General features: G+C 43.1%; 20 protein-coding genes and 1 riboswitch. Of the genes, 17 read left to right on the forward strand and 3 right to left on the reverse strand.

What is annotated here, in order from left to right:
- Window positions 1–46 precede the first annotated feature (46 nt).
- Together corA and J2Z69_RS15830 are read right to left on the reverse strand one after the other, a co-directional pair.
- Entirely contained in the window at window positions 47–982 is a 936-nt protein-coding gene (gene corA, locus J2Z69_RS15825; protein WP_209864755.1) for a magnesium/cobalt transporter CorA, read from the reverse strand.
- A gap of 64 nt (window positions 983–1,046) precedes the next feature.
- Complete coding sequence (locus J2Z69_RS15830; protein ID WP_209864758.1) at window positions 1,047–1,226, reverse strand: hypothetical protein; 180 nt, start codon at window positions 1,224–1,226, stop codon at window positions 1,047–1,049.
- Between the two features lie 170 nt (window positions 1,227–1,396).
- Window positions 1,397–1,522: riboswitch (SAM riboswitch) on the forward strand.
- A 124-nt stretch (window positions 1,523–1,646) separates the two neighbouring features.
- On the opposite strand from J2Z69_RS15830, the gene metA reads away from it, so the two are divergent.
- The 16 genes from metA (at window position 1,647) to J2Z69_RS15910 (ending at window position 19,102) form a co-directional block, all read left to right on the forward strand.
- Entirely contained in the window at window positions 1,647–2,582 is a 936-nt protein-coding gene (metA, locus tag J2Z69_RS15835; protein ID WP_209864761.1) for a homoserine O-acetyltransferase MetA, read from the forward strand.
- Between the two features lie 15 nt (window positions 2,583–2,597).
- Window positions 2,598–3,779, forward strand: coding sequence for an aminotransferase class I/II-fold pyridoxal phosphate-dependent enzyme (locus J2Z69_RS15840; RefSeq protein ID WP_209864765.1), 1,182 nt, complete (start codon window positions 2,598–2,600; stop codon window positions 3,777–3,779).
- A complete protein-coding gene (locus J2Z69_RS15845) occupies window positions 3,779–4,942 on the forward strand; it encodes an aminotransferase class V-fold PLP-dependent enzyme (protein ID WP_209864768.1) in 1,164 nt (387 codons plus the stop codon). The genes J2Z69_RS15840 and J2Z69_RS15845 overlap by 1 nt, the downstream gene beginning before the upstream one ends.
- Before the next feature lie 207 nt (window positions 4,943–5,149).
- On the forward strand, window positions 5,150–6,283 hold the full coding sequence (gene mqnC, locus J2Z69_RS15850) for a cyclic dehypoxanthinyl futalosine synthase (protein ID WP_209864771.1): 1,134 nt from the start codon (window positions 5,150–5,152) through the stop codon (window positions 6,281–6,283).
- Between the two features lie 132 nt (window positions 6,284–6,415).
- The gene (locus tag J2Z69_RS15855; protein WP_209864773.1) at window positions 6,416–6,601 is read left to right on the forward strand and encodes a hypothetical protein; all 186 of its coding nucleotides are present in this window, start codon (window positions 6,416–6,418) and stop codon (window positions 6,599–6,601) included.
- A 243-nt stretch (window positions 6,602–6,844) separates the two neighbouring features.
- Window positions 6,845–7,756 carry a putative sporulation protein YtxC gene (gene ytxC, locus J2Z69_RS15860; protein WP_209864776.1) on the forward strand — a complete coding sequence of 304 codons (912 nt, stop codon included), beginning with the start codon at window positions 6,845–6,847 and terminating at the stop codon, window positions 7,754–7,756.
- 458 nt (window positions 7,757–8,214) lie between these two features.
- Window positions 8,215–10,152: a threonine--tRNA ligase gene (gene thrS, locus J2Z69_RS15865; RefSeq protein WP_209864779.1), complete on the forward strand. Its 1,938-nt coding sequence runs from the start codon at window positions 8,215–8,217 to the stop codon at window positions 10,150–10,152.
- A gap of 268 nt (window positions 10,153–10,420) precedes the next feature.
- Window positions 10,421–10,990 carry a 3D domain-containing protein gene (locus J2Z69_RS19330; RefSeq protein ID WP_425355021.1) on the forward strand — a complete coding sequence of 190 codons (570 nt, stop codon included), beginning with the start codon at window positions 10,421–10,423 and terminating at the stop codon, window positions 10,988–10,990.
- 136 nt (window positions 10,991–11,126) lie between these two features.
- Complete coding sequence (locus tag J2Z69_RS15875; protein WP_209864782.1) at window positions 11,127–11,273, forward strand: hypothetical protein; 147 nt, start codon at window positions 11,127–11,129, stop codon at window positions 11,271–11,273.
- Window positions 11,274–11,456: 183 nt separating this feature from the next.
- Window positions 11,457–12,404, forward strand: coding sequence for a cell wall-active antibiotics response protein LiaF (liaF, locus tag J2Z69_RS15880; protein WP_209864785.1), 948 nt, complete (start codon window positions 11,457–11,459; stop codon window positions 12,402–12,404).
- 2 nt (window positions 12,405–12,406) lie between these two features.
- The gene (locus J2Z69_RS15885; protein ID WP_209864788.1) at window positions 12,407–13,459 is read left to right on the forward strand and encodes a sensor histidine kinase; all 1,053 of its coding nucleotides are present in this window, start codon (window positions 12,407–12,409) and stop codon (window positions 13,457–13,459) included.
- A complete protein-coding gene (locus J2Z69_RS15890; protein ID WP_425355018.1) occupies window positions 13,449–14,096 on the forward strand; it encodes a response regulator in 648 nt (215 codons plus the stop codon). The genes J2Z69_RS15885 and J2Z69_RS15890 overlap by 11 nt, the downstream gene beginning before the upstream one ends.
- Before the next feature lie 126 nt (window positions 14,097–14,222).
- Window positions 14,223–15,845, forward strand: a complete 1,623-nt coding sequence (locus J2Z69_RS15895) for a S1C family serine protease (protein ID WP_209864790.1) — start codon at window positions 14,223–14,225, stop codon at window positions 15,843–15,845.
- A 92-nt stretch (window positions 15,846–15,937) separates the two neighbouring features.
- Complete coding sequence (locus J2Z69_RS15900; RefSeq protein ID WP_209864792.1) at window positions 15,938–16,627, forward strand: response regulator transcription factor; 690 nt, start codon at window positions 15,938–15,940, stop codon at window positions 16,625–16,627.
- A gap of 2 nt (window positions 16,628–16,629) precedes the next feature.
- A complete protein-coding gene (locus J2Z69_RS15905; RefSeq protein ID WP_209864795.1) occupies window positions 16,630–18,081 on the forward strand; it encodes a HAMP domain-containing sensor histidine kinase in 1,452 nt (483 codons plus the stop codon).
- 49 nt (window positions 18,082–18,130) lie between these two features.
- The gene (locus tag J2Z69_RS15910; protein WP_209864798.1) at window positions 18,131–19,102 is read left to right on the forward strand and encodes a 4-hydroxy-3-methylbut-2-enyl diphosphate reductase; all 972 of its coding nucleotides are present in this window, start codon (window positions 18,131–18,133) and stop codon (window positions 19,100–19,102) included.
- A 140-nt stretch (window positions 19,103–19,242) separates the two neighbouring features.
- On the opposite strand, the gene J2Z69_RS15915 is transcribed toward J2Z69_RS15910, so the two are convergent.
- Complete coding sequence (locus tag J2Z69_RS15915; RefSeq protein WP_209864801.1) at window positions 19,243–19,683, reverse strand: hypothetical protein; 441 nt, start codon at window positions 19,681–19,683, stop codon at window positions 19,243–19,245.
- Window positions 19,684–19,952: 269 nt separating this feature from the next.
- Between J2Z69_RS15915 and aroF the strand changes: the two genes are divergently transcribed.
- Complete coding sequence (aroF, locus tag J2Z69_RS15920) at window positions 19,953–20,999, forward strand: 3-deoxy-7-phosphoheptulonate synthase (RefSeq protein WP_209864804.1); 1,047 nt, start codon at window positions 19,953–19,955, stop codon at window positions 20,997–20,999.
- The last annotated feature ends 232 nt before the right edge of the window (window positions 21,000–21,231 follow it).

Here is a 21,231-nt window from a genome sequence, read left to right on the forward strand (position 1 = left end):
TAAGGGATATCGTCCTTACCTATAATATTGAGGAATTACGGTACGTTCAAATCCAATCCTTCTTGCGGAAGATATAGAACATCCCTGCACCTAAAGTAATCATAATGCCAATGACAATGAAGTAGCTATATCGTCCATGCAACTCTGGCATATTATCAAAGTTCATTCCATAAATTCCTGTAATTAGGGTAAGCGGAATGAAAATGGTTGTGATGGCTGTAAATACGCGCATAATCTCGTTGGCGCGGTTCGCGATACTGGATTGATAAGCTTCTCGTAAGTTGCCCATAAGTTCTCGGAAGGTATCAAAGTTCTCAGAGATTTTAACAGCATTCTCATAGATATCACTAAAATATTTCTGGAGCTGGTCATCAATTAGACGCAGATCCTTTTTATTCAGGATATTGATAACTTCTTTTTGAGGTCCTAGCATTTTCTTAAGCCACAGAATTTCACTGCGTAGACCAATAATTTCGTTCAAATGGGAACGTTTGGTGTGCACAAGGATATCTTCTTCCAATCGCTCAATCTTGTCTTCAATCCGGTCTCCGACGAGGAAATAATTATCTACGACAAGGTCAATCAGCAGATAGAGGAAACGATCCGGTTCGTTAACTTCTTGCTCCCATAGAATGGGCTTCACAGCCCGTAGTTCACTAATCTTCTGCTTGGTCACGGTTATAATATAATGTCTACCCAAAAACACACTGAGGGCTCTTAGGAATATTTCTTCATCATCAAAACGAATGCTATTAACAACAATAAAATAGTGGTGATCATATATTTCAATCTTCGGACGTTGTTCTTCTTCAGTTAAGCAATCTTCCACTGCAAGATCATGCAATGAAAAGATCGGTTGCAACACGGCAAGATCTTCCACGTCGGCGTCAATCCAGTAGAATCCTTCAGCTGGTGGTGTTAAGGTCAGCTCGATCTCTTCTATAGGATTAAAGACGCCGGCGTTCACATGGCGAATTTTCATCTGTTCCACTCCTCCGCCTTCAAAGGTTGAAGGCTATGCTCTTTTTAGAGCATAGGAAAAGAAATCAGCGGCTGAAACGAAAGAGTCCCCTACTCCCGTCATTATCCTGCTGACTCATCCTATGCTGTTGTAATACCGGGGACTTGCTCTGCGGACTCGGGTCGCCTTCCATTTCAACTTCACCTCTTCGCTTTTGGGCTTGTAACACTTGTCTAGTATAGCGCTGTAAGATGACATTGTTCAAGGAAAAACTTCCTTGAAGCTTCTTGGATAACATATGGAAATAAAGGGCAGTTGGTGCAGTGAACTTGCTTACAAACTTAAGTTAAATCTCTTGACGAGATACCTACTTCTGCTATACAGTAATTTCAAGATAAAATTTTGGTAATTCGACTTATAAATTTCATACGCAAATTCTTATCAAGAGTAGGTGGAGGGACCAGCCCGATGAAACCCGGCAACCGGCGATAACCGTACGGTGCTAATTCTTGCAGAACTGAAGGGGTGTTCCATAGCTCCTTGGTCTCTGAGAGATGAGAGAGGCGCATATATATACTTTGATATGACCTTTCTCTATGCATTTGGAGAAGGGTCATTTTTGTTTTGTATGCCTCCAGCATCCCGTTTAGAATATTGCAGACTAATTCTGAAGGAGTGAATGCAAATGCCTATTAAAGTACCCGATACATTACCTGCCAAAGAAGTGCTTGCGAACGAAAATATTTTTGTAATGGATGAGAGTCGGGCTTATCAGCAGGATATTCGTCCTCTGCGCATCGCCATTCTGAATTTGATGCCTACGAAGGAGACGACCGAGTCTCAAATTCTTCGCCTGCTCGGAAATACGCCTCTGCAAGTAGAAATTGTCTTATTACATCCGAGATCTCATACTTCAAAAAATACATCCGCGCAGCATCTGGATATGTTCTATAAGACATTTGATGAGATTAAGAGACACCGCTTTGACGGCTTAATCATCACGGGTGCTCCTGTGGAACAAATGGATTTTGAAGAAGTGAATTATTGGGAAGAACTGAAAGACATTTTCGAATGGAGCAAGACCCATGTAACCTCGACACTACATATCTGTTGGGCATCTCAAGCGGGGCTATATTATCATTTTGGTGTACCTAAAGTGGCATTGCCTGAAAAATGTTTTGGCGTGTTCCCTCATTCCATTAATGTGCCCAATATTAAGCTTCTGCGCGGTTTTGATGAAATTTTCTATGTTCCGCACTCCCGCCATACGTCAGTGAATCGCGAAGATATTATAGTGCATGAAGAATTAGACATTCTCTCGGAATCTGAGGATTCTGGAGTCTATCTTGTTGCTACTCAGGATGGGAAGCAGATATTTGTAACGGGTCATTCGGAGTATGATCCTCTTTCTTTAAAGTGGGAATATGAGCGAGATGTGCATAAAGGAATGGATATCGCCTTGCCTGTGAACTATTTCCCTAAAGATGATCCATCGCGAACCCCACCTTCCACTTGGCGTGCACATGCTAACTTATTATTTTCCAATTGGCTCAATTACTATGTGTATCAAGAAACACCGTTTGATATGGAAGAACATGCCGATTATATCTACCACATTTAATCAGGAGGCCAAATCATGACAGACAAAGATCTACGTATAGAGAGCAAGCTTGCACAGATGGGTTCGGTTGAGGAGCCAGTGACAGGAGCAGTAACGTACCCGATTTATCAAGCAACCGCATTTCGTCATCCACGGCTTGGGCAGAGTACAGGGTTTGATTACTCACGTACAAAGAGTCCTACTCGTAAGGTACTAGAAGATGCGGCAGCCGTATTGGAGTCGGGTGATGCGGGGTTTGCCTGTAGCTCAGGTATGGCTGCGCTTCAGACGGTTTTCACGTTATTTTCGCAAGGGGATCATTTAATTGTATCGCTTGATCTATACGGAGGAACGTATCGTCTGATTGAACGGATTCTTTCTAAATATGGTGTAACCGCATCCTATGTAGATACGAACGATTTAGAGGCTTTGGAACAGGTACGCCAGTCTAATACAAAAGCTCTGCTTATCGAGACGCCTACCAATCCGTTGATGATGGTCACAGATATTCAGGCTGTGTGTACATGGGCCAAATCACATAACATTTTGACGGTGGTAGATAATACTCTACTGACTCCTTATTTCCAGCGACCTTTGGAACTAGGTGCAGATATTGTTGTACATAGTGCATCCAAGTACTTGGGTGGACATAACGACGTACTAGCAGGACTAATCATCACAAAGGGGCAGGAGCTATCGGAAGAGATAGCTTTCCTTCATAACTCTATCGGGGCTGTATTAGGACCAACAGACTCTTATCAGCTCATGAGAGGGATGAAGACACTTGCGCTGCGGATGGATCGTCATGAAAGCAATTCAATCACCATCGCTAAGCACTTACAGCAGCATGCCCAAATTGCGCAAGTATTTCATCCAGGACTGCCGGATCATCCGGGGTACGAAATTCAGAATCGTCAATCTAGCGGGAACACCGGTATCTTTTCATTCAAAGTAAAAGATGCTCGTCTTGTAGAACCTATTCTGCGTCATTTAAAATTAATTGCTTTTGCAGAGAGCTTAGGTGGTGTGGAATCCTTAATGACCTATCCGACCGTTCAGACTCATGCCGATATTCCATTAGAAATCAGGGAAGCTGTAGGCGTAGATGATCGGTTACTACGTTTCTCAGTAGGCATTGAGCATGTCGACGATCTTATTTCCGACCTGAATCAAGCACTCGAGAACGCAAGAGTGGAAATCGAAGGAGGAGAGCATTAATGAGTAATAAGAGAGAGCATGCTTTAGATACGAAGCTCATACATTTTGGCTCAGAAGTGGATGCGCATACGGGAGCAGCGAGTGTGCCTATCTATCAGGCCTCTACGTTCCACCATCATGATATTTACAATCCTCCAGTTCATGACTATAGCCGTTCAGGTAATCCTACGCGGCAAGCCTTAGAGGATTACATTGCTGTTCTCGAAGGGGGAGCAAGAGGTCTCGCATTTTCCACGGGAATGGCCGCCATTTCTACAACATTCATGTTGTTGTCTTCCGGAGATCATGTCATTGTGACAGAAGATGTGTATGGAGGCACTTATCGACTGCTCACTACAATTTTAAATCGTCTTCAAATTGAGACAACCTTTGTAGATATGACCCAGCTTGATGCGGTAAAGGCTGCGATTCAGCCGAATACCAAAGCGGTATATATGGAGACGCCTTCCAACCCTACGCTTAAAATCACCGACATTTACGCTATCGCTACTTGGGCTAAGGACAATGGACTTATTAGCATTGTGGATAATACCTTCATGACGCCCTACTATCAACGTCCAATTGAGCTGGGTGTAGATATTGTTCTGCACAGTGCGACGAAGTTTTTGGGAGGTCACAGTGATGTATTAGCAGGCCTAGCGGTAGCCGCAACGACAGAACTCGGACAACAGCTTAAATATTTGCAAAACGGACTGGGTACAGTGTTAGGCGCACAGGATTCTTGGCTTCTAATACGCGGGATGAAGACACTCGGTGCTCGCATGGCTCATAGCGAGATCAGTGCAAGGAAATTAGCCGCATGGCTTGATTCTCGTGAAGATGTTCCATCCGTATACTATCCAGGGCTATCTAATCATCCGGGTCGTGAAGTTCAAGAAAGACAATCGACAGGCTTTGGAGCCGTAGTATCCTTTGATGTAGGAAGCGCAGATCGAGCGAAAAAACTGCTGAATCAAGTGAAACTCCCGATTGTAGCGGTGAGTCTTGGTGCTGTAGAAAGTATCTTATCTTACCCTCCGATGATGTCGCATGCGTCCATGCCTGCGGAAGTTCGCCAGGAGCGGGGAATTACCGACGGATTACTCCGATTCTCTGTGGGACTCGAAGACATCGATGACTTAATTGCAGATTTAGAGCAAGCACTGAATCATAGTAAATCTTAGGATAACTTAAAATTTATTTTGAAATAATGTACAGCATCCGTTTCTCAACGCGGGTGCTGTTTTTATGTGCGGAGTGTGATACGATGATTAAATGAGAAAAGCCGCTACAGCTCTCTTTGTGAAAGTTTATACAGCTAATCGCCGACTTTTCCTTTTGCTAGAAGTGAAGTGTACAGATTCATATTATTCATTGCAGGAGGTCTAACTATGATAGACTCAATTCTTAATAAAGCAGTACAAGGTGAGCGCCTCACACTGGAGGATGCCATTCAATTATTTGAATCTAATGAAGTAGAGAAAATTGGTCATACGGCGAATATTATCATGAAGAGGTTCCACCCGGACCCAATTACGACGTTTGTTGTAGGAAGGAACATCAACTATACGAATGTGTGTGACGTATATTGCCGTTTCTGTGCATTTTACCGTAGACCGGGTTCTGACGAAGGATATGTACTTCCAGACGAGACGATTTTCCAGAAAATTCAGGAGACTATAGATGTAAGTGGTACGGAAATCTTGATGCAAGGGGGGACGAATCCTAACCTTCCTTTCAGCTACTATACGGACCTGCTTAAGGCTATTAAGCAACGTTTCCCAGAGATTACGATGCACTCCTTCTCCCCGGCTGAGATTCAGAAGATGAAAGAAGTGTCCAATGGACTAAGTTTAGAAGAAGTTGTACGTCAGATTCATGAAGCTGGACTGGACTCTTTGCCAGGTGGAGGGGCGGAAATTTTAGATGACCGTACTCGCCGGAAGATCAGTCGTCTCAAAGGTTCATGGACAGACTGGATGGATGTAATGAAGACAGCTCATCGTATCGGAATGAATACGACTGCAACGATGGTTATCGGCTTAGGGGAGACGATGGAAGAGCGTGCCCTTCACTTGTTACGTGTACGAGAGGCACAGGATGAGTGCATTCAGAACGGCTATGATTCCGAAGGATTTTTGGCCTTTATTCCGTGGACCTTCCAACCCGACAATACAAATTTGAAGTTAGATCGTCAGACGCCTGAGGAATATCTAAAGACCGTTGCAATTAGCCGGATCTTCTTTGATAACATTAAGAATTTCCAATCTTCATGGGTAACGATGGGGCCTGAGGTTGGAAAATTGTCGTTAGAGTATGGCTGTAATGACTTTGGTAGCACGATGATTGAAGAAAATGTGGTCTCTTCTGCTGGCGCTACCCACAAAGTCAATATCCATTCTATTCTTGAACTGATTCGTGAGGCTGGTAAAATTCCTGCACAGCGGAATACCCGTTATGAGACACTACGCGTGTTCGACGGAACGAACGATACAATTGAGAATGACTTTGTGATGCAGAACTAGGACCTGTAATTATAATACTAAACGGATAATAAAATCTAAATTTGGGAGCCCTTACGTTATGAATTCTTACTTCATAGCTTAAGGGTTTTTTCGATGTGATAATAAAGGAGACTTTACATATCATTCGTATTCATGGCTGGTGGCGAAATGGCGGACATATGGAGAAGCAGTACATTTAGCGTCTTCAAAGAAAATTTCGCTGAAATTGTTGGGAACAAAACAATCATTTTTGTAGCGTTAGCTATGATCACAGCTTGGCAAGTACCCGCTAGAATAGGTGGTAAAAAAAGAGCTTCTAACCAAGTAATAAATGGCTAAGACCAGATTTACTAAGATTGGCGGATTATCCGGAATAACACAAGACCGAGGAGTAACACTAGTTTAACTGAAGATCAGATCCTATGGATTGACCTGATAATGTAGCTTACATAAAGACGTAATATATTCAGCTATTAAAGTTTTCGTATGATTAGCGTACTCCCATCATTTCCATGAACCGCCCCGTATATCCTTTTCCTTCTCACCATATACTTTGAGGAGGAAAGGGAAAGGGGCGAGAGCATGGATTTTTTAATTGTTACGGCAACCGCTGGCAGTAAAGGGGAAGCAGAACGGTTTTATCGCCATATTCGCCGGAAAGTGAAGGGTTTATATAGAGATAAATCTGGTTTTGGGCTTCGCTATAATAGTGAGGAAGGGATTGCACGGGTTATCTTCGAGGGGGATGAGACTTCTTATGGCTTTGCCAAGCGTTCTATCGCTACTCGAGAAAAGGTTTCCCATGCTCTGGCGGAGTATGTCATCGAAGAGAAAGAAGTAGACATAATCAAACGGCTTATTTCCAAAGAATATGATGTAGCGGATACCATTAAGCGAACTTCAATTGAGAACACCTGTATAAGGTTGCTAAGTTCTGAGGAAGAAGGTTCCGAGAACAGGCAACGACGCGTGAAACAATTGGCCTCACAGTTTCGCAACTTTATTGAAGAATATGCAATAATTCATGTCGAGGGCTTCCTCTCTTTTCGGATGAAGGAATATTTAGATAAAATTCGTGAGACTATTGATTTTGCTGTTGAAGAATATATTCTCGACAAGCAGTATGAAGAATTTATCACATTGCTGCAATATTTTGTGCATTTTCAAGAGACTCAGATCCCTATTGTCCACCTTATGCATAAAGGGGGCGGAGAATTCACAATAATTGATGATATGGGTACACCTATTGATGCCTCCCGAGTAGAAGGGGTCATTGCTCGGATGACAGACCACGATTTAGAATTGGAAGATGTGATCGTCAGTTCTTTAATCACCTTGTCTCCGAAAAAAATTGTGATTCATACCCGGGATCCAGATATACAAATGATTTCAACGATTAGGCAGATTTTTGGAGACAAAATCGAAATGTGTGGTTACTGCCCGGAGTGTCGATTATATCTGAATGGGGAACGCAACCATGGTCATCACCAATGAAGCAAGAAATGACTTCATATCAGGGAATTTCTTATACACTTCTTGACGCTGGCAGTAGGGCAGGGATATAATAGCAAGAGATTTAATGTTCAATGAATAAGTAAAATCAAATGTAAATGAATAGCTCGGACAAAGATAACAATTTATGATAATGAACCGCTTCAGAGAGAGGAACCATGGCTGAGATTTCCTCCGGATTCAATCTAGATTTACCCCTTTGTAGCTGCGTTTCTGAACCTGCTGGTCGATTCGGCTAGTTAATGTAAGTAAGAACCGCCGGACACATCTCCGTTAGAAGATGCTTAATGAAGGACTATACGTTGCACATTCGGCAAAGTACAGTCAAATTAGGGTGGAACCACGGGTATAACACTCGTCCCTTTCCGGGGATGGGTGTTTTTTTGTTGCGTTCGTTTTAGATTCGTATCCAAAATTAATTAGTAGGGGTGTGACATTACATGGCAGTATCTATTTCTTTACCAGATGGTTCTGTACGCGAATATGCAGAGGGCAGCACGTTCGAAGACGTTGCAGCGTCCATTAGCAGTGGACTTCGTAAAAATGCTGTGGGTGGTAAGTTAAACGGACAGGTCGTTGACTTAAGTACGAAGCTTGAAGAAGGGGCTAAAATTGAGATTATAACCCTCGATTCAGCCGACGGGCTTGAGATGATGCGCCATAGTTCCGCACATTTACTTGCTCAAGCTGTGAAGCGCCTTTTTGGTAATCAAGAAGTGAAGCTAGGAATTGGGCCAGTCATTGAAGATGGTTTCTATTATGATATGGATTTGGAACATGCACTGAATCCTGAAGATCTCCAGAAGATTGAAAAGGAGATGGAGCGAATTATTGGGGAGAATTTGCCCATTACTCGCCGCGAAGTGAGCCGTCAAGAAGCGTTGGAGATTTTTGAGAAGTTAGAAGATCCTTACAAAGTGGAACTAATTCGTGACTTGCCAGAAGATAGCATCATCACTATATATGATCAAGGGGAATTCTTTGACCTTTGCCGGGGTCCTCATGTCCCTTCCACAGGCAAGATTAAAGTATTCAAATTACTTAGTGTGGCTGGTGCCTACTGGCGCGGGAACAGTAAGAACAAAATGCTACAGCGGATCTACGGTACAGCTTTTGTCAAGAAAGCCGAACTGGATAATTATCTACACCTATTAGAAGAAGCGAAAAAACGCGATCACCGTAAACTGGGTAAAGAGCTGAAAATCTTCACCTTCTCTAACCTTGTAGGACAAGGTCTGCCGATTTGGCTTCCAAATGGGGCTAAGCTTCGTCGTACTTTGGAGCGTTATATTGTTGACCTGGAAGAACGTCTTGGATATCAGCACGTCTACACCCCTATTATGGGAAATGTAGAATTGTATAAGACTTCCGGTCACTGGGAGCATTACCAAGAGGATATGTTCCCTAAAATGGTGCTGGATAATGAAGAATTGGTGCTTCGTCCGATGAACTGTCCACACCATATGATGGTCTATAAGAGTGATATGCGTTCGTACCGGGATCTTCCAATACGTATTGCAGAACTTGGAACGATGCATCGTTATGAAATGTCCGGCGCCTTAACAGGGCTACATCGTGTACGAGCTATGACACTAAATGATGCCCATATTTTCTGTCGTCCCGATCAGATTAAGGAAGAGTTCGCACGCGTTATTCGACTTATTCAGCATGTATATGAAGATTTCGGCATTCGTGACTATCGCTTCCGCCTGTCTTATCGCGACCCAGAAGATACGGAGAAGTACTTCCAGAACGATGAGATGTGGGAAATGTCTCAAACGATGCTGCGTGAAGTTGTGGAATCGCTGGACATTCCGTTCTTTGAAGCTGACGGCGAAGCAGCATTCTACGGACCAAAGCTGGATGTACAAATCAAGACTGCCCTTGGAAAAGAAGAGACACTTTCTACCGTACAGCTGGACTTCCTTTTGCCAGAGCGGTTTGAACTGGAGTATGTAGGCGACGACGGATTAAAACACCGTCCGGTGGTCATTCACCGCGGCATTATCAGTACCATGGAACGGATGACAGCATTCCTGTTAGAGAATTTTGCAGGATCTCTTCCGCTGTGGTTGTCCCCTGTACAGGCTAAAGTAATTCCGGTATCTACGGCATTTGATGACTATGCTCGAGAAGTTGTAGAGCAATTGCAAGCTGCGGGCATTCGAGTTGAGGCAGATCTCCGCAATGAGAAATTGGGCTATAAAATTCGTGAAGCGCAGTTGGAGAAATCGCCTTACATGTTCATCATCGGAGAGAACGAGAAGAGTAGCGGTTCCGTATCTATTCGTAAACGTGCTGAAGGCGACTTGGGAGCCAAATCTCTACAAGAAACCATTGCTCTACTGCAGGATGAAATTAAAAATCACGTCATTTAGTATATAATGCGGCGCATGTGGAGAACCTTCGGATAAGGGGGAGGTTTTCTATATGCGCTATTTTAATAATTGGCAGCGATGGACGATTACACTTACAGTGTTCATCTATCTTAGTCTGGGACTAACCGCCGCACCAATAGATGCAGCTGGATTAGAAGAGAGACCTGCATCATTGTTAACTATGATCATAGACAGAGCTTATGAATATACAGATAAGTTTAATAAACAGCATCCTAAAGACCCTAATAAAAAACCTCAGCACGTTACCATACCAGCTAAAACAAAACTCACGACTTTACTTCCGTCTCCACTTCTAGCTTATTGGGAGCCAGGTGCGCATCAACCGAAGAAACCGTTCAACCAAAATTTATTAGAGAAACCCAATACTCATGTTACTGCACCTAGCCGTACACGAGTTATTCGCGCGGTCTCTGTTATGGCAACGGGCTACACCGCAGGTTATGAATCCACAGGGAAGAATAAGAACCATCCTTCTTACGGAATTACTTACTCAGGTGTGAAGGTGCGAAGAGATAAGCAGACGGTATCCACCATTGCTGCGGACTTGAAGGTGTTTCCATTAGGGACTATTTTGTATATTCCAGGCTATGGTTACGGGGTCGTAGCGGACAAAGGATCTGCAATCAAGGGACAAAAAATAGACCTCTATTTTTCTACAATTAAGCAAGTGTATAAAGAGTGGGGAAAAAAGAAGGTTACCGTGCAAGTCGTCAAACGAGGTCAAGGTAAATTGACGGAATCGATGTTACAAGAACTCGGACAAGTCATGCAAGTGAATAAGGAAATACCCCTAGACGTTTGGGACAAAACAATTTGATCATCTATATAAAAGAGCTTGCTATCCCCTTTTCGGATACAAGCTCTTTTTGCATGTATAAATAATGTGCAGAAATCCATACTATACACGGGGCACGAGATACCTCCCCGCAGAAAGCACAAGGAGGTGAGAACTAATGCCGAAGAACAATCAAGAAGGACAAAAAGTCCAAGATAACTACAAGACACCGAACGAGAAGTATAACGCTGAGTTTGCTGAAGAAAGCCAACCTACACAAGGTGGCCGTAAATCAAACGCTTCTACGAATAACCAAAGTAAATAGTTCAATTAAAAGCTGTCCCAACTTTTAAAGTTGGGGCAGTTTTTTGTACAAACCTTGTTTACCAAAATTAGAGTACATCTCTAGACCGAGAAGAGTTCAATCCTCCGCCGCTGTTGTTACTTTTGTGAATCGTGTACACTTGGGACATATAGAGGAAGTATACATCGTTTGGAGGAGTTTTAAATGAACAATAATTTTAATAAGAGATATGTGGGTGGATTTGTTCTTATAGGACTTGGAGTCCTCTTTCTTCTGAATCAATTAGGATATGCTAGCGTTAGTATTGGAGAATTAATTCGTACATATTGGCCTGTTTTTCTAATTTTAGCGGGAGGTTCACAGCTTGGGGGGAAATATGGTTCCAGTTCTTTTGGCGGCCTCGTTTTAATTGTACTCGGGTTTTATTTCCTTGGAAGAAATTTAGACTTCATTGACGTGAATCCCTCTGAGTTCTTTAGATTTTTTGGTCCCGCGGCCTTGATTGTAGGTGGACTTTATGTATTATTTAAGCCTCGAAGAACGCGTAGACGGCACCAGGCTAGAAGAAAAGAAAGAAATATACAACCTCCAACGCCGCCTCATCCACCACAACATATGTTCCATCCGGAGATGACATCTTCACTTGATGAAGCATTCAGTCACTTAGAGTCTAGACAGCAGGAGCCAATACAACAAGAGCCAATACAACAAGAGCCCCAGACTTCTACGTATTCATCTGCTAACAGGCAGCATGCTACATTCGATCATCAAGATATGGCGAATACCGCAGGCTTTATAGGCGATGTTCATTTAGGAAAAGACTATTTTCAGCTTAAACCCTCTAACATATCTCATTTTATAGGGGACACTATTATTGATCTAACGAAAGCTCAAATTCCATATGGTGAGACTGTGATTCATGTCTCTGCTTTCATTGGAGATGTGAAAGTGTTCATGCCGGAAGACATGGATATCGGGATTACGGTCTCTTCTAATTCTTTTGTAGGGGATATGAAAATTCTCAACGATAAACAAGGAGGATTCCTAAGTAAAGTTCAATCGAGTACACCCAATTACAATGAAGCTGGCCGTAAAGTCAAATTGGTGGTTAGTATCTTCATTGGTGATGTGCGTGTCAATATGGTGGGCTGATAATGGTCGTATTACGTTTGCTTAAAAACACAAAGTGGGAGCTGCTTCTTTATTTTTTGCTAACCGGCAGTATGACTGCAGTGGCTCTCTATGTTGGATCGGAATCTGGTTATATTGAAGTGAAGGACTCACGCATGTGGGTCTATTATGTACTAGGCATTGTGTTGTTCACTGTAATTATCGGTTATATAACTGGTCAGCGCATCCAGGGAAGGATTGATTTACTTCATCTTAATATGCTTCAAGTAGCCAAAGGCAACCTCCATGTTCGTATCCCATCTACCCCGGATCAGACATTTGCAGGCGTGTATTCGGAATTTAACAACATGATTGAAGAAGTAGAGCAGAAAATGAGACTTCTTCAGCAGCTAGGTGAGCAGGAAGTGACGGAGAAAGTCCAGTTGGAAGAGCGAGTTGTGCTTGAAGAAAGGCGCCGCATGGCTAGAGATTTGCATGATACAGTAAGCCAGCAGCTTTTTGCAATTCACATGGCAGCATCTTCTTTACCCAAAGTGCTTCAAGTCAACCCTAGTCGAGCAGACGAGGTTATGCAGCAGCTAATTCAGATGTCCACCGCTGCACAGAAGCAAATGAGAGCCCTTATTGCTCAGCTAAGGCCGATGGAGCTTGAAGGCAAGACATTATCTGAGGGTTTAGATGCATGGTTTCCAGACTATTGCCGCCAAAATAATCTCAAGGGTATCAAGGAGATGGATTTGCACGGGGAACTTACGGAAGCTAAAGAATACCAATTGTTCCTTATGATTCAAGAGGCTATGGCCAATATAGTGAAGCATGCGAATGCTAATGTGGTAAGTCTTTCTTTAAGGGAGAATCCGCATCAAGTGGTATTGAGCGTGAGCGATGATGGACAAGGATTTAATCCTTCTAAGGATCAGCGACAAGGTTCTTATGGACTAACCACAATGCGAGAGAGAGCGGAGAAATTAGGGGGACAAGTCGAAATTATTAGCAAGCTTGGAGCTGGAACGACCATTCGTGTCCATATCCCCAAATTTGAAGAAGAGAAGAGGGAGATCGAAGGTGAACAGTGAGACTATTAAAGTATTAATAGCTGACGATCATGACATGGTGAGGATGGGGCTCAAAACTTATTTAATGCTTGATTCTAGATTTGAAGTCATAGCTGAAGCTCATAATGGTAGACATGTGTTAGAACTTTTGGATCAAGGTGACAGGCCGGACATCATTTTAATGGATCTCATGATGCCTATTATGAATGGTGCAGAAGCTTCCGAGGCTGTTCTTTTGAAGTATCCTCAGATGAAGATTGTGATCTTAACGAGTTTTTTAGAAGATGATTTGGTGGTTAGAGCGATTGAAGCAGGTGCCGTAAGTTATGTACTTAAGACAGTATCCGCAGAAGAGTTAATCTATGCTCTACAAGGTGCTTATCGAGGAATGCCGGTGATGACAGCGGATGTCTCGCAAGCCCTGACCCGGGGGTTACGTCAACGAACACTACAACAAGACCATTCAGGACTCACTGAGCGAGAGAGAGAGGTTCTGTTGCTCATAGCCGAAGGCAAGAGTAATAAAGATATTGGTGAAGAACTACATATTAGCATCAAGACCGTTAAGACTCATGTAAGTAATTTGTTAATGAAATGTGAGCTGGAGGACCGTACACAGCTTGCTATTTTTGCGCATCGCCAAGGTTGGATGTCATAGACTCTAGCTTGTCCAAAGGTTTATCTCCTTTTTAATTGTTTTTAAGGTACATTTAAGGTTTATAGTACACAATAAGAACAAGTAAACATACATCCCTTACAGATGTGGGATTTAGGAGGATGAACGATGGACGATCAAAAGAATAGACCAGGACAAAACTTTGGGGATGATAGCAATCGAGACAATAATTCGCAGCAACCCAATGAGTCGGGATCATCATATTATTATTCATATGGACCATTTCAATCTTATGGTAAAGACAATGAAGAAGGGAACCGAATTCCCTCATCGGATAGAAGCACCGAGGATGTAGAGATTACACCTCCGCCCTCTGTACGTCCTTTATCCTCTCCTTACGCGCTGCACGCTAATGCGGATCAAGGAAATGGTAACGGCTCCTCTGGACAGGGCAATAACAAAGGTAATGGCAACTGGCAATATAATAAAAAGCCGAAATCATCGGTCAAATCCGTGATTGCAGGCGCACTCGCAGGTATGCTCATTCTAACTGGGGCTATGGTTTTCTCAGATCGAGAGAATCTATTCACACCTGATCAGGCAGCGGTAAGCTCTGTTCCAGCTAGCACGCAGATTAACGATTCAGAGAAGACCAATCAATCTTCGAAGACATCTCAAGCCGTTCTTCCGATTACGAATGCTAATGATGTAAGTAACGTTGTTGATCTCGCAGGAAAAGCTGTGGTTAAAATTGAGACGTTAGTGAAATCAAGCAAACAAAGTCAAAGCACTAATAATAGTACCGATCCGTTTAATCAATTTTTCTTCGGTGGAGATGATAGTAGTACCTATGGGAACGGTAGTGGTGGACAGAATAACCAAGGTAACTCGGGTTCGGGAAGTTCAGGATCATCCGATCAGTTGGTTCCAACAGGCCTAGGTTCAGGATTTGTGTTTGATAAAACAGGCTATATTCTTACGAATGAACATGTAGTGCATAATGCAGATGTCGTTCAGGTTACTGTGCAAGGAACGAACAAGCCTTATGAAGCCAAGGTGCTGGGTACGAGCTACGATCTGGATTTGGCCGTTCTAAAAATAGAAGGTAGCAATTTCCCATCGATTTCGCTCGGAAGTTCAGATAATACTAAAGTAGGCCAATGGCTTGTAGCGATCGGTAACCCACAAGGTTTTGATCACTCTGTTACGGCAGGGGTACTTAGCTCCAAAGGCCGTGAAATTACGATTGCCGGTGAGAACGGAGAGAAAGATCGAAAGTATGAGAATTTGTTACAGACCGACGCTTCCATTAACCCAGGTAACTCAGGGGGACCTCTACTTAATCTAAATGGTGAAGTAATTGGGATCAATGTAGCTGTTAGTGAGAATTCTCAAGGGATTGGCTTTGCGATTCCTACGAGTACGATCAAAGAAGTACTAGAGAAGTTGAAGAAAAATGAAGCGATTCCTCAAAAGGCCGTTCCGTTTATCGGTGCATCTCTCATGACGTTGACGGACGAAGTAGCCAAACAAATGGGTACCAATGTAAAAGAAGGTTCCGTCGTTTCCGAGATCGTCTTCAAATCACCAGCCTACAAAGCAGATCTTCGCCCGTATGATATTATTACAGGTGCCGATGGGAAGGACTATGCAACCAAAGAAGATTTGATTGCATACATCCAGACGCATAAAGTTGGGGATGCCGTCAAATTGAATGTGGTTCGTAATGACAGTAAAATTGAAGTAAGTGTAACCATAGGCAACAAAAATGACTTCAAAAGTGTTCAGTAAGCAGTAGATTTGAACGATATAAGGGTGCGGTGGCAGAAGCGGCAGGGGTCTCCCCTTCCGCTTCTTGTTATGAAGAAGAGGGAGCGGTGTTCATGAGATCAGGAATTCTCATCATAGATGACGATGAAAAAATAATATCGATGTTACGTAGAGGACTAGCTTTTGAAGGTTATGATGTATATTCCGCTCATAATGGGGCCGAGGGGCTTCAAATGATGTTATCTGCTGACCCGGATCTAGTTGTGCTGGATATTATGATGCCTCAGGTGGACGGATTCGAAGTTTGTCGCCGTCTACGTGAAGGGGGAAGTACCGTTCCCATACTGATGCTGACTGCAAAAGATGAAGTGGAGAACCGGGTGAGAGGTCTAGATATGGGCGCAGACGATTATCTGGTAAAACCATTTGCACTTGAGGAACTATTGGCAAGAGTCAGAGCCTTATTACGAAGAAAAGAATCGGCATCTGAAGGCGATTCGCAGCGTCTAATGTTCGAGGATATTGTTCTTGACTACGATTCTAGAGAAGTGTTGCGAAGTGGAATTAGACTTGAGCTCACGGCCAAAGAATTTGAACTCCTTTATCTCTTTTTGCAGAATCCCAAACGCCTTTTAACCCGTGATGTCATTATGGACAAGATCTGGGGTTATGATTATAGTGGTGAATCGAATGTATTGGAAGTCTATATTGCTATGCTTAGGCAAAAGACAGAAGAGCATGGAGGCAAGCGCATTATTCAGACCATCCGCGGTGCAGGTTATATATTGAGAGGGGATTCCTAAATATGTCCATAAGGTGGCGGCTGACCGTTTGGTATACCTGCATTTTAGCGGTGACCTTGGTTTTGTTCGGTGCTTCCATTTATGGTCTGGTTAGATATAATATCTATTCGGAAGTGAAGAAGAAGATCGTAGAGCAAGCCAAACTCATTCGAGATGTATATATTGATAACCAAGGGCAATCCCTCCGGCTTGATCGTACACGAACCATTAGCCTAGGGGATGCACAGATCTCATGGCAACTGTACAATTATTTGTCGGGCAATATTCAGCGATCCGATAGTTTATTTGAACGTCAGATTATTTTACCGGTCCCTGCACAAAATAAGCTTGATCTGCAAGGGACCTTTAAGTCCCTTGATACCAAGGGTTATTCTTATGTACTATATGAATTGCCGATTCCAGATGCCAACAATCAGGTAGTGGGTGCGATTACACTTGCTGTTAATACGGCCCCGCAGAATCATTTGCTGGATCAAATGAAGACCATGCTTGTGCTGGGATTCTTCATTACCATTCTCATGGCATCCACACTCGGGTTATTTCTTGCTCGGAAATCGATGCGTCCCATTGGTAAAGTGATTGAGGCAGCTAATCAAATCCAGACAGGAAATGATCTGAGTGTGCGAATAGATTATGAAGGGCCAAATGATGAGATTGGTCAGCTGATTGGCACAGTAAATAATATGCTTACCCGGATGGATAGCTTCTACAAAGAGCTAGATGAAGCTTATGCAGCGCAGCGCAGGTTCGTATCCGATGCTTCACATGAATTGCGAACGCCACTTACGACCATTCGCGGAAATGTAGATTTACTTAAGAAAGCTTGGAATCAACAGGCAGAGGGTCAACTTAAAATTGACGAAGAGACTCTGCGCACGCTGTCTATCGAAGCAGTTAGCGATATTTCGGATGAATCCAAACGGATGACCCGACTTGTGAACGATATGCTATCGCTTGCTCGGGCAGATACGGGACAGACGTTTACCAGAGAGCCGATTTTTTTACCTCCTTTGGTTCAAGATGTTATTCGGCGTTCGCAGTTCTTGCCCCGTAATGCAGCTTGGCTGCAAGGGGACCTGTCTGATCTGGATGGAGTGTATGTAGACGGGAATCAGGATTATCTGCAGCAAATGCTGTTTATCTTTATTGAGAATGCATTTAAATATACGCCGGATGGCAAAGTGATGATCAGTGCATTGAAGCTCGGAAATCAAGTAGGGATTCGAATTCATGATACGGGAATTGGGATGGATAAAGAGGACATTCCGTACATCTTCGAACGTTTCTATCGGGCAGATCCTTCTAGAGGCGTCACGCAGGGAACGGGCCTGGGACTCTCCATTGCCAAGTGGATTATAGATGAACATGGGGGTTCCGTTGAAGTGATGACACGCAAAGATGAAGGGACTTCGTTCGTGATCTGGCTCCCCATCTTTCCCACACCACTTCAATAAGGTATAATGTAGATGTTTGTAAGGGGAATGAAGAAAGCGGGGTTAGCTCATGGAAGTCGTAAAAATTTCACCGCGTGGATATTGTTACGGGGTGGTAGATGCCATGGTTTTGGCTCGTCAAGCAGCCAAAAATCTGGATTTGCCTCGGCCTATTTATATACTGGGGATGATTGTCCATAACAGTCATGTCACGAACTCTTTTGAAGATGAAGGCATTATTACATTAGATGGACCCAATCGTCTGGAGATTTTAAGCCAAGTGGAGAAGGGAACCGTCATTTTCACAGCGCATGGCGTGTCCCCTGAAGTTCGCAAAATTGCTCGGGATAAAGGTCTTACTACCGTGGATGCGACCTGTCCAGATGTGACGAAGACGCATGTGCTAATTCAGGAGAAAGCGGCTGAAGGCTACCAGATCATCTATATTGGCAAAAAAGGTCATCCTGAACCAGAAGGGGCTATCGGTATAGCGCCAGATCATGTTCATCTCATTGAGAGAGAAGAAGAGATTGACCAGCTGAATTTATCATCAGATAAAATCATCATTACCAATCAGACCACGATGAGTCAGTGGGATATCAAGCATATTATTAGTAAGCTGATTGCTAAGTATCCTGGTGCGGAGGTTCATAACGAGATTTGTCTGGCTACTCAAGTGCGACAAGAAGCCGTGGCGGAGCAGGCCGGGCAGACGGATCTGCTAATTGTAGTAGGAGATCCACGCAGTAATAATTCCAATCGACTGGCACAAGTAAGTGAAGAGATTGCAGGGGTAACTTCTTATCGAATCTCGGACATCACTGAGCTCCAATTGGAATGGCTTGAAGGAGTACAGAAGGTAGGGGTTACCTCGGGTGCTTCAACACCTACACCCATTACCAAAGAAGTGATTAACTACCTAGAACAATACGATCCACAGCGTCCAGAGACATGGGAGAGGGTTCGTACTGTGAATATGCAGAAGCTCCTTCCGCCTGTTAAAGTGAAAAGTCCAAAAGTGGACAATGAAGTGAAGCTTTAACGAGTATGAATTAAATGAGAACTCGTTGACTATAAAAAAAACCTGATTCTGTACCCTTCAAGGTACATCAATCAGGGTTTTTTTATATTTTTATTATGATATTTATGATATGAAAATACAGGAGTCGAAATTAAGTGCCATTATCGATTAGATAAAGCCTGTACAGCACGTTGTAAGGATTCACCGAATTGAGTTTCATTTATAGCCGGGGTTTGAATGTAAGAGTACTTACTACTCCCACTGTAATAGAGAAGAAGATCATTTTCACTAGTGTAGATAAGTGGAGCGTGAGAGCTTAGAAGTCCCTGCTTAGTCTGAAAGTCAGCTTGCCCTTTTTCAAGTTGTTGTGCAGAAGTGAAGTGATATACCTTAAGAATCTCATCTTTATCCAGTTGATAATTGATTGGTGAAATGCCCTTTAGAAGATCAGATTCCCGTGAATTCTGAGCCTGTGTATGGAGTGGGATGGGTTGTAGTCCTTCTGCATGTAGCGCTTCGAGAAGTGAAGTAGGAGATGCAGGACTTGCGCAAGCAGTGAGCATAATAATTATGAGTAGAGCTGCAAAATATTTAATAGTCATTGGTTCTCCTTTCACGCATCTATTTGAATAATATTCCATAATTATACATCTATTTAGGAGAGAAGTGTAATTTCTTGGGAAGGTGTTCCCTGTGCTTGACGAACGCAAAAATGTACTGTATATTTACTTTAGCGAATAAAAGCTTAAAAGCGAACAAGCGTTTAAGCAAGTGGGTAAATAAGTTGTGTTATTGTGCAAACATTTCAGCATTCTGTATAAATATTTTTTTAAGTACGAAGCAGCTTTTTATTAAGAGAGGATGATAATATATGATCGTTATAACTTCAAATCACACCCCTGAAGAGCGGGTTCAAGAAATTATAGCTGTAATTGAAAAAGAAGGTCTTCAAACCCATGTATCTCGAGGTAATGATCGAACGGTGATTGGTTTGATTGGTCATATCGAGCCTTTATTAGCTGAACATCTACGTCAATTGAAGGATGTTGAGCAAGTCGTGAAGATTTCGAAATCCTATAAGCTGGCTAGTCGTGATTTTCACCCTGAGAATACAGTAATTAAATTAGGTGATGTGACCATTGGTGGAGGAGAACTTGTGGTAATGGGTGGACCTTGCGCTGTCGAAACTCCAGAACAAATTGATGAGATTGCTCGCCTGGTCAAAGCGGCGGGAGGGCAAGTATTACGCGGAGGGGCTTTCAAGCCGCGCACAGGTCCGTATAGTTTCCAAGGTGTCGGAGTAGAAGGCTTAGTCATGATGGCCGAAGCGGGTAAGAAGCATGGACTGCTTACAATTACCGAAGTGATGACTCCGGAATATGTAGATGTGTGTGCTGAATATGCAGATATCTTACAAATTGGTACGCGCAACATGCAAAACTTTGATTTGTTACGCAAGTTAGGTAGCTGCGGACGTCCGGTATTGCTCAAGCGTGGCTTTAGTGCGACCTATGATGAATTATTGAACGCGGCGGAATATATTTTAGCTGGTGGAAACCCAGATGTTATGCTGTGCGAGCGAGGCATCCGTACGTTTGAGACCTACACTAGAAATACGCTAGACCTCTCGGCCATTCCAGTCCTGCAACAGCTTAGTCATTTACCGGTCATTTCAGATCCAAGCCATGGCACAGGAAGACGTGAGCTTGTGGTACCGATGACAATGGCTTCCGTGGCTGCAGGGGCGGATGGTTTGATAATTGAAATGCACACGGATCCCGATAACTCTATGACAGGGGATGGCGTTCAGTCTTTGTTCCCGGATCAGTTTGCTTCCTTGTTGCAGGATTTGGAGAAGTTAGCTCCTATTATTGGCAAGAAATTTAATGCTTCACCTTCACCCATTGCTACGGTATAACAGAAACTGAACATAAAGCTGCTTATTCAAGCCCACTGCGCACAGCAGATGGGCTTGTTCTAGTATGATCAGAATTTAAAATGTAATAATACCTAACATGACACATAAAAATACCTTACATAAGTATTGACGGAAGGTTTAGGTAAATATTATAATGACGACAGAAAAAATAAAAAGTATGAACGTTAAGTGCTATGGAATGCGTTAATGTTCGTGATTGGGAGGAAGTACG

Origin of the sequence: Paenibacillus shirakamiensis, from assembly GCF_017874255.1 — a bacterium.
Classification (GTDB): domain Bacteria; phylum Bacillota; class Bacilli; order Paenibacillales; family Paenibacillaceae; genus Fontibacillus; species Fontibacillus shirakamiensis.

What these genes read in the sequence shown, in the direction of transcription:
- J2Z69_RS15885 (WP_209864788.1), top strand. Translation starts at nt 12,407, where the DNA reads ATGGTCGTATTACGTTTGCTTAAAAACACAAAGTGGGAGCTGCTTCTT.
- metA (WP_209864761.1), top strand. Translation starts at nt 1,647, where the DNA reads ATGCCTATTAAAGTACCCGATACATTACCTGCCAAAGAAGTGCTTGCG.
- J2Z69_RS15855 (WP_209864773.1), top strand. Translation starts at nt 6,416, where the DNA reads ATGGCTGGTGGCGAAATGGCGGACATATGGAGAAGCAGTACATTTAGC.
- J2Z69_RS15900 (WP_209864792.1), top strand. Translation starts at nt 15,938, where the DNA reads ATGAGATCAGGAATTCTCATCATAGATGACGATGAAAAAATAATATCG.
- ytxC (WP_209864776.1), top strand. Translation starts at nt 6,845, where the DNA reads ATGGATTTTTTAATTGTTACGGCAACCGCTGGCAGTAAAGGGGAAGCA.
- J2Z69_RS15840 (WP_209864765.1), top strand. Translation starts at nt 2,598, where the DNA reads ATGACAGACAAAGATCTACGTATAGAGAGCAAGCTTGCACAGATGGGT.
- liaF (WP_209864785.1), top strand. Translation starts at nt 11,457, where the DNA reads ATGAACAATAATTTTAATAAGAGATATGTGGGTGGATTTGTTCTTATA.
- J2Z69_RS15910 (WP_209864798.1), top strand. Translation starts at nt 18,131, where the DNA reads ATGGAAGTCGTAAAAATTTCACCGCGTGGATATTGTTACGGGGTGGTA.
- thrS (WP_209864779.1), top strand. Translation starts at nt 8,215, where the DNA reads ATGGCAGTATCTATTTCTTTACCAGATGGTTCTGTACGCGAATATGCA.
- J2Z69_RS15905 (WP_209864795.1), top strand. Translation starts at nt 16,630, where the DNA reads ATGTCCATAAGGTGGCGGCTGACCGTTTGGTATACCTGCATTTTAGCG.
- J2Z69_RS15915 (WP_209864801.1), bottom strand. Translation starts at nt 19,683, where the DNA reads ATGACTATTAAATATTTTGCAGCTCTACTCATAATTATTATGCTCACT.
- aroF (WP_209864804.1), top strand. Translation starts at nt 19,953, where the DNA reads ATGATCGTTATAACTTCAAATCACACCCCTGAAGAGCGGGTTCAAGAA.
- J2Z69_RS15875 (WP_209864782.1), top strand. Translation starts at nt 11,127, where the DNA reads ATGCCGAAGAACAATCAAGAAGGACAAAAAGTCCAAGATAACTACAAG.
- J2Z69_RS15895 (WP_209864790.1), top strand. Translation starts at nt 14,223, where the DNA reads ATGGACGATCAAAAGAATAGACCAGGACAAAACTTTGGGGATGATAGC.
- J2Z69_RS15845 (WP_209864768.1), top strand. Translation starts at nt 3,779, where the DNA reads ATGAGTAATAAGAGAGAGCATGCTTTAGATACGAAGCTCATACATTTT.
- corA (WP_209864755.1), bottom strand. Translation starts at nt 982, where the DNA reads ATGAAAATTCGCCATGTGAACGCCGGCGTCTTTAATCCTATAGAAGAG.
- mqnC (WP_209864771.1), top strand. Translation starts at nt 5,150, where the DNA reads ATGATAGACTCAATTCTTAATAAAGCAGTACAAGGTGAGCGCCTCACA.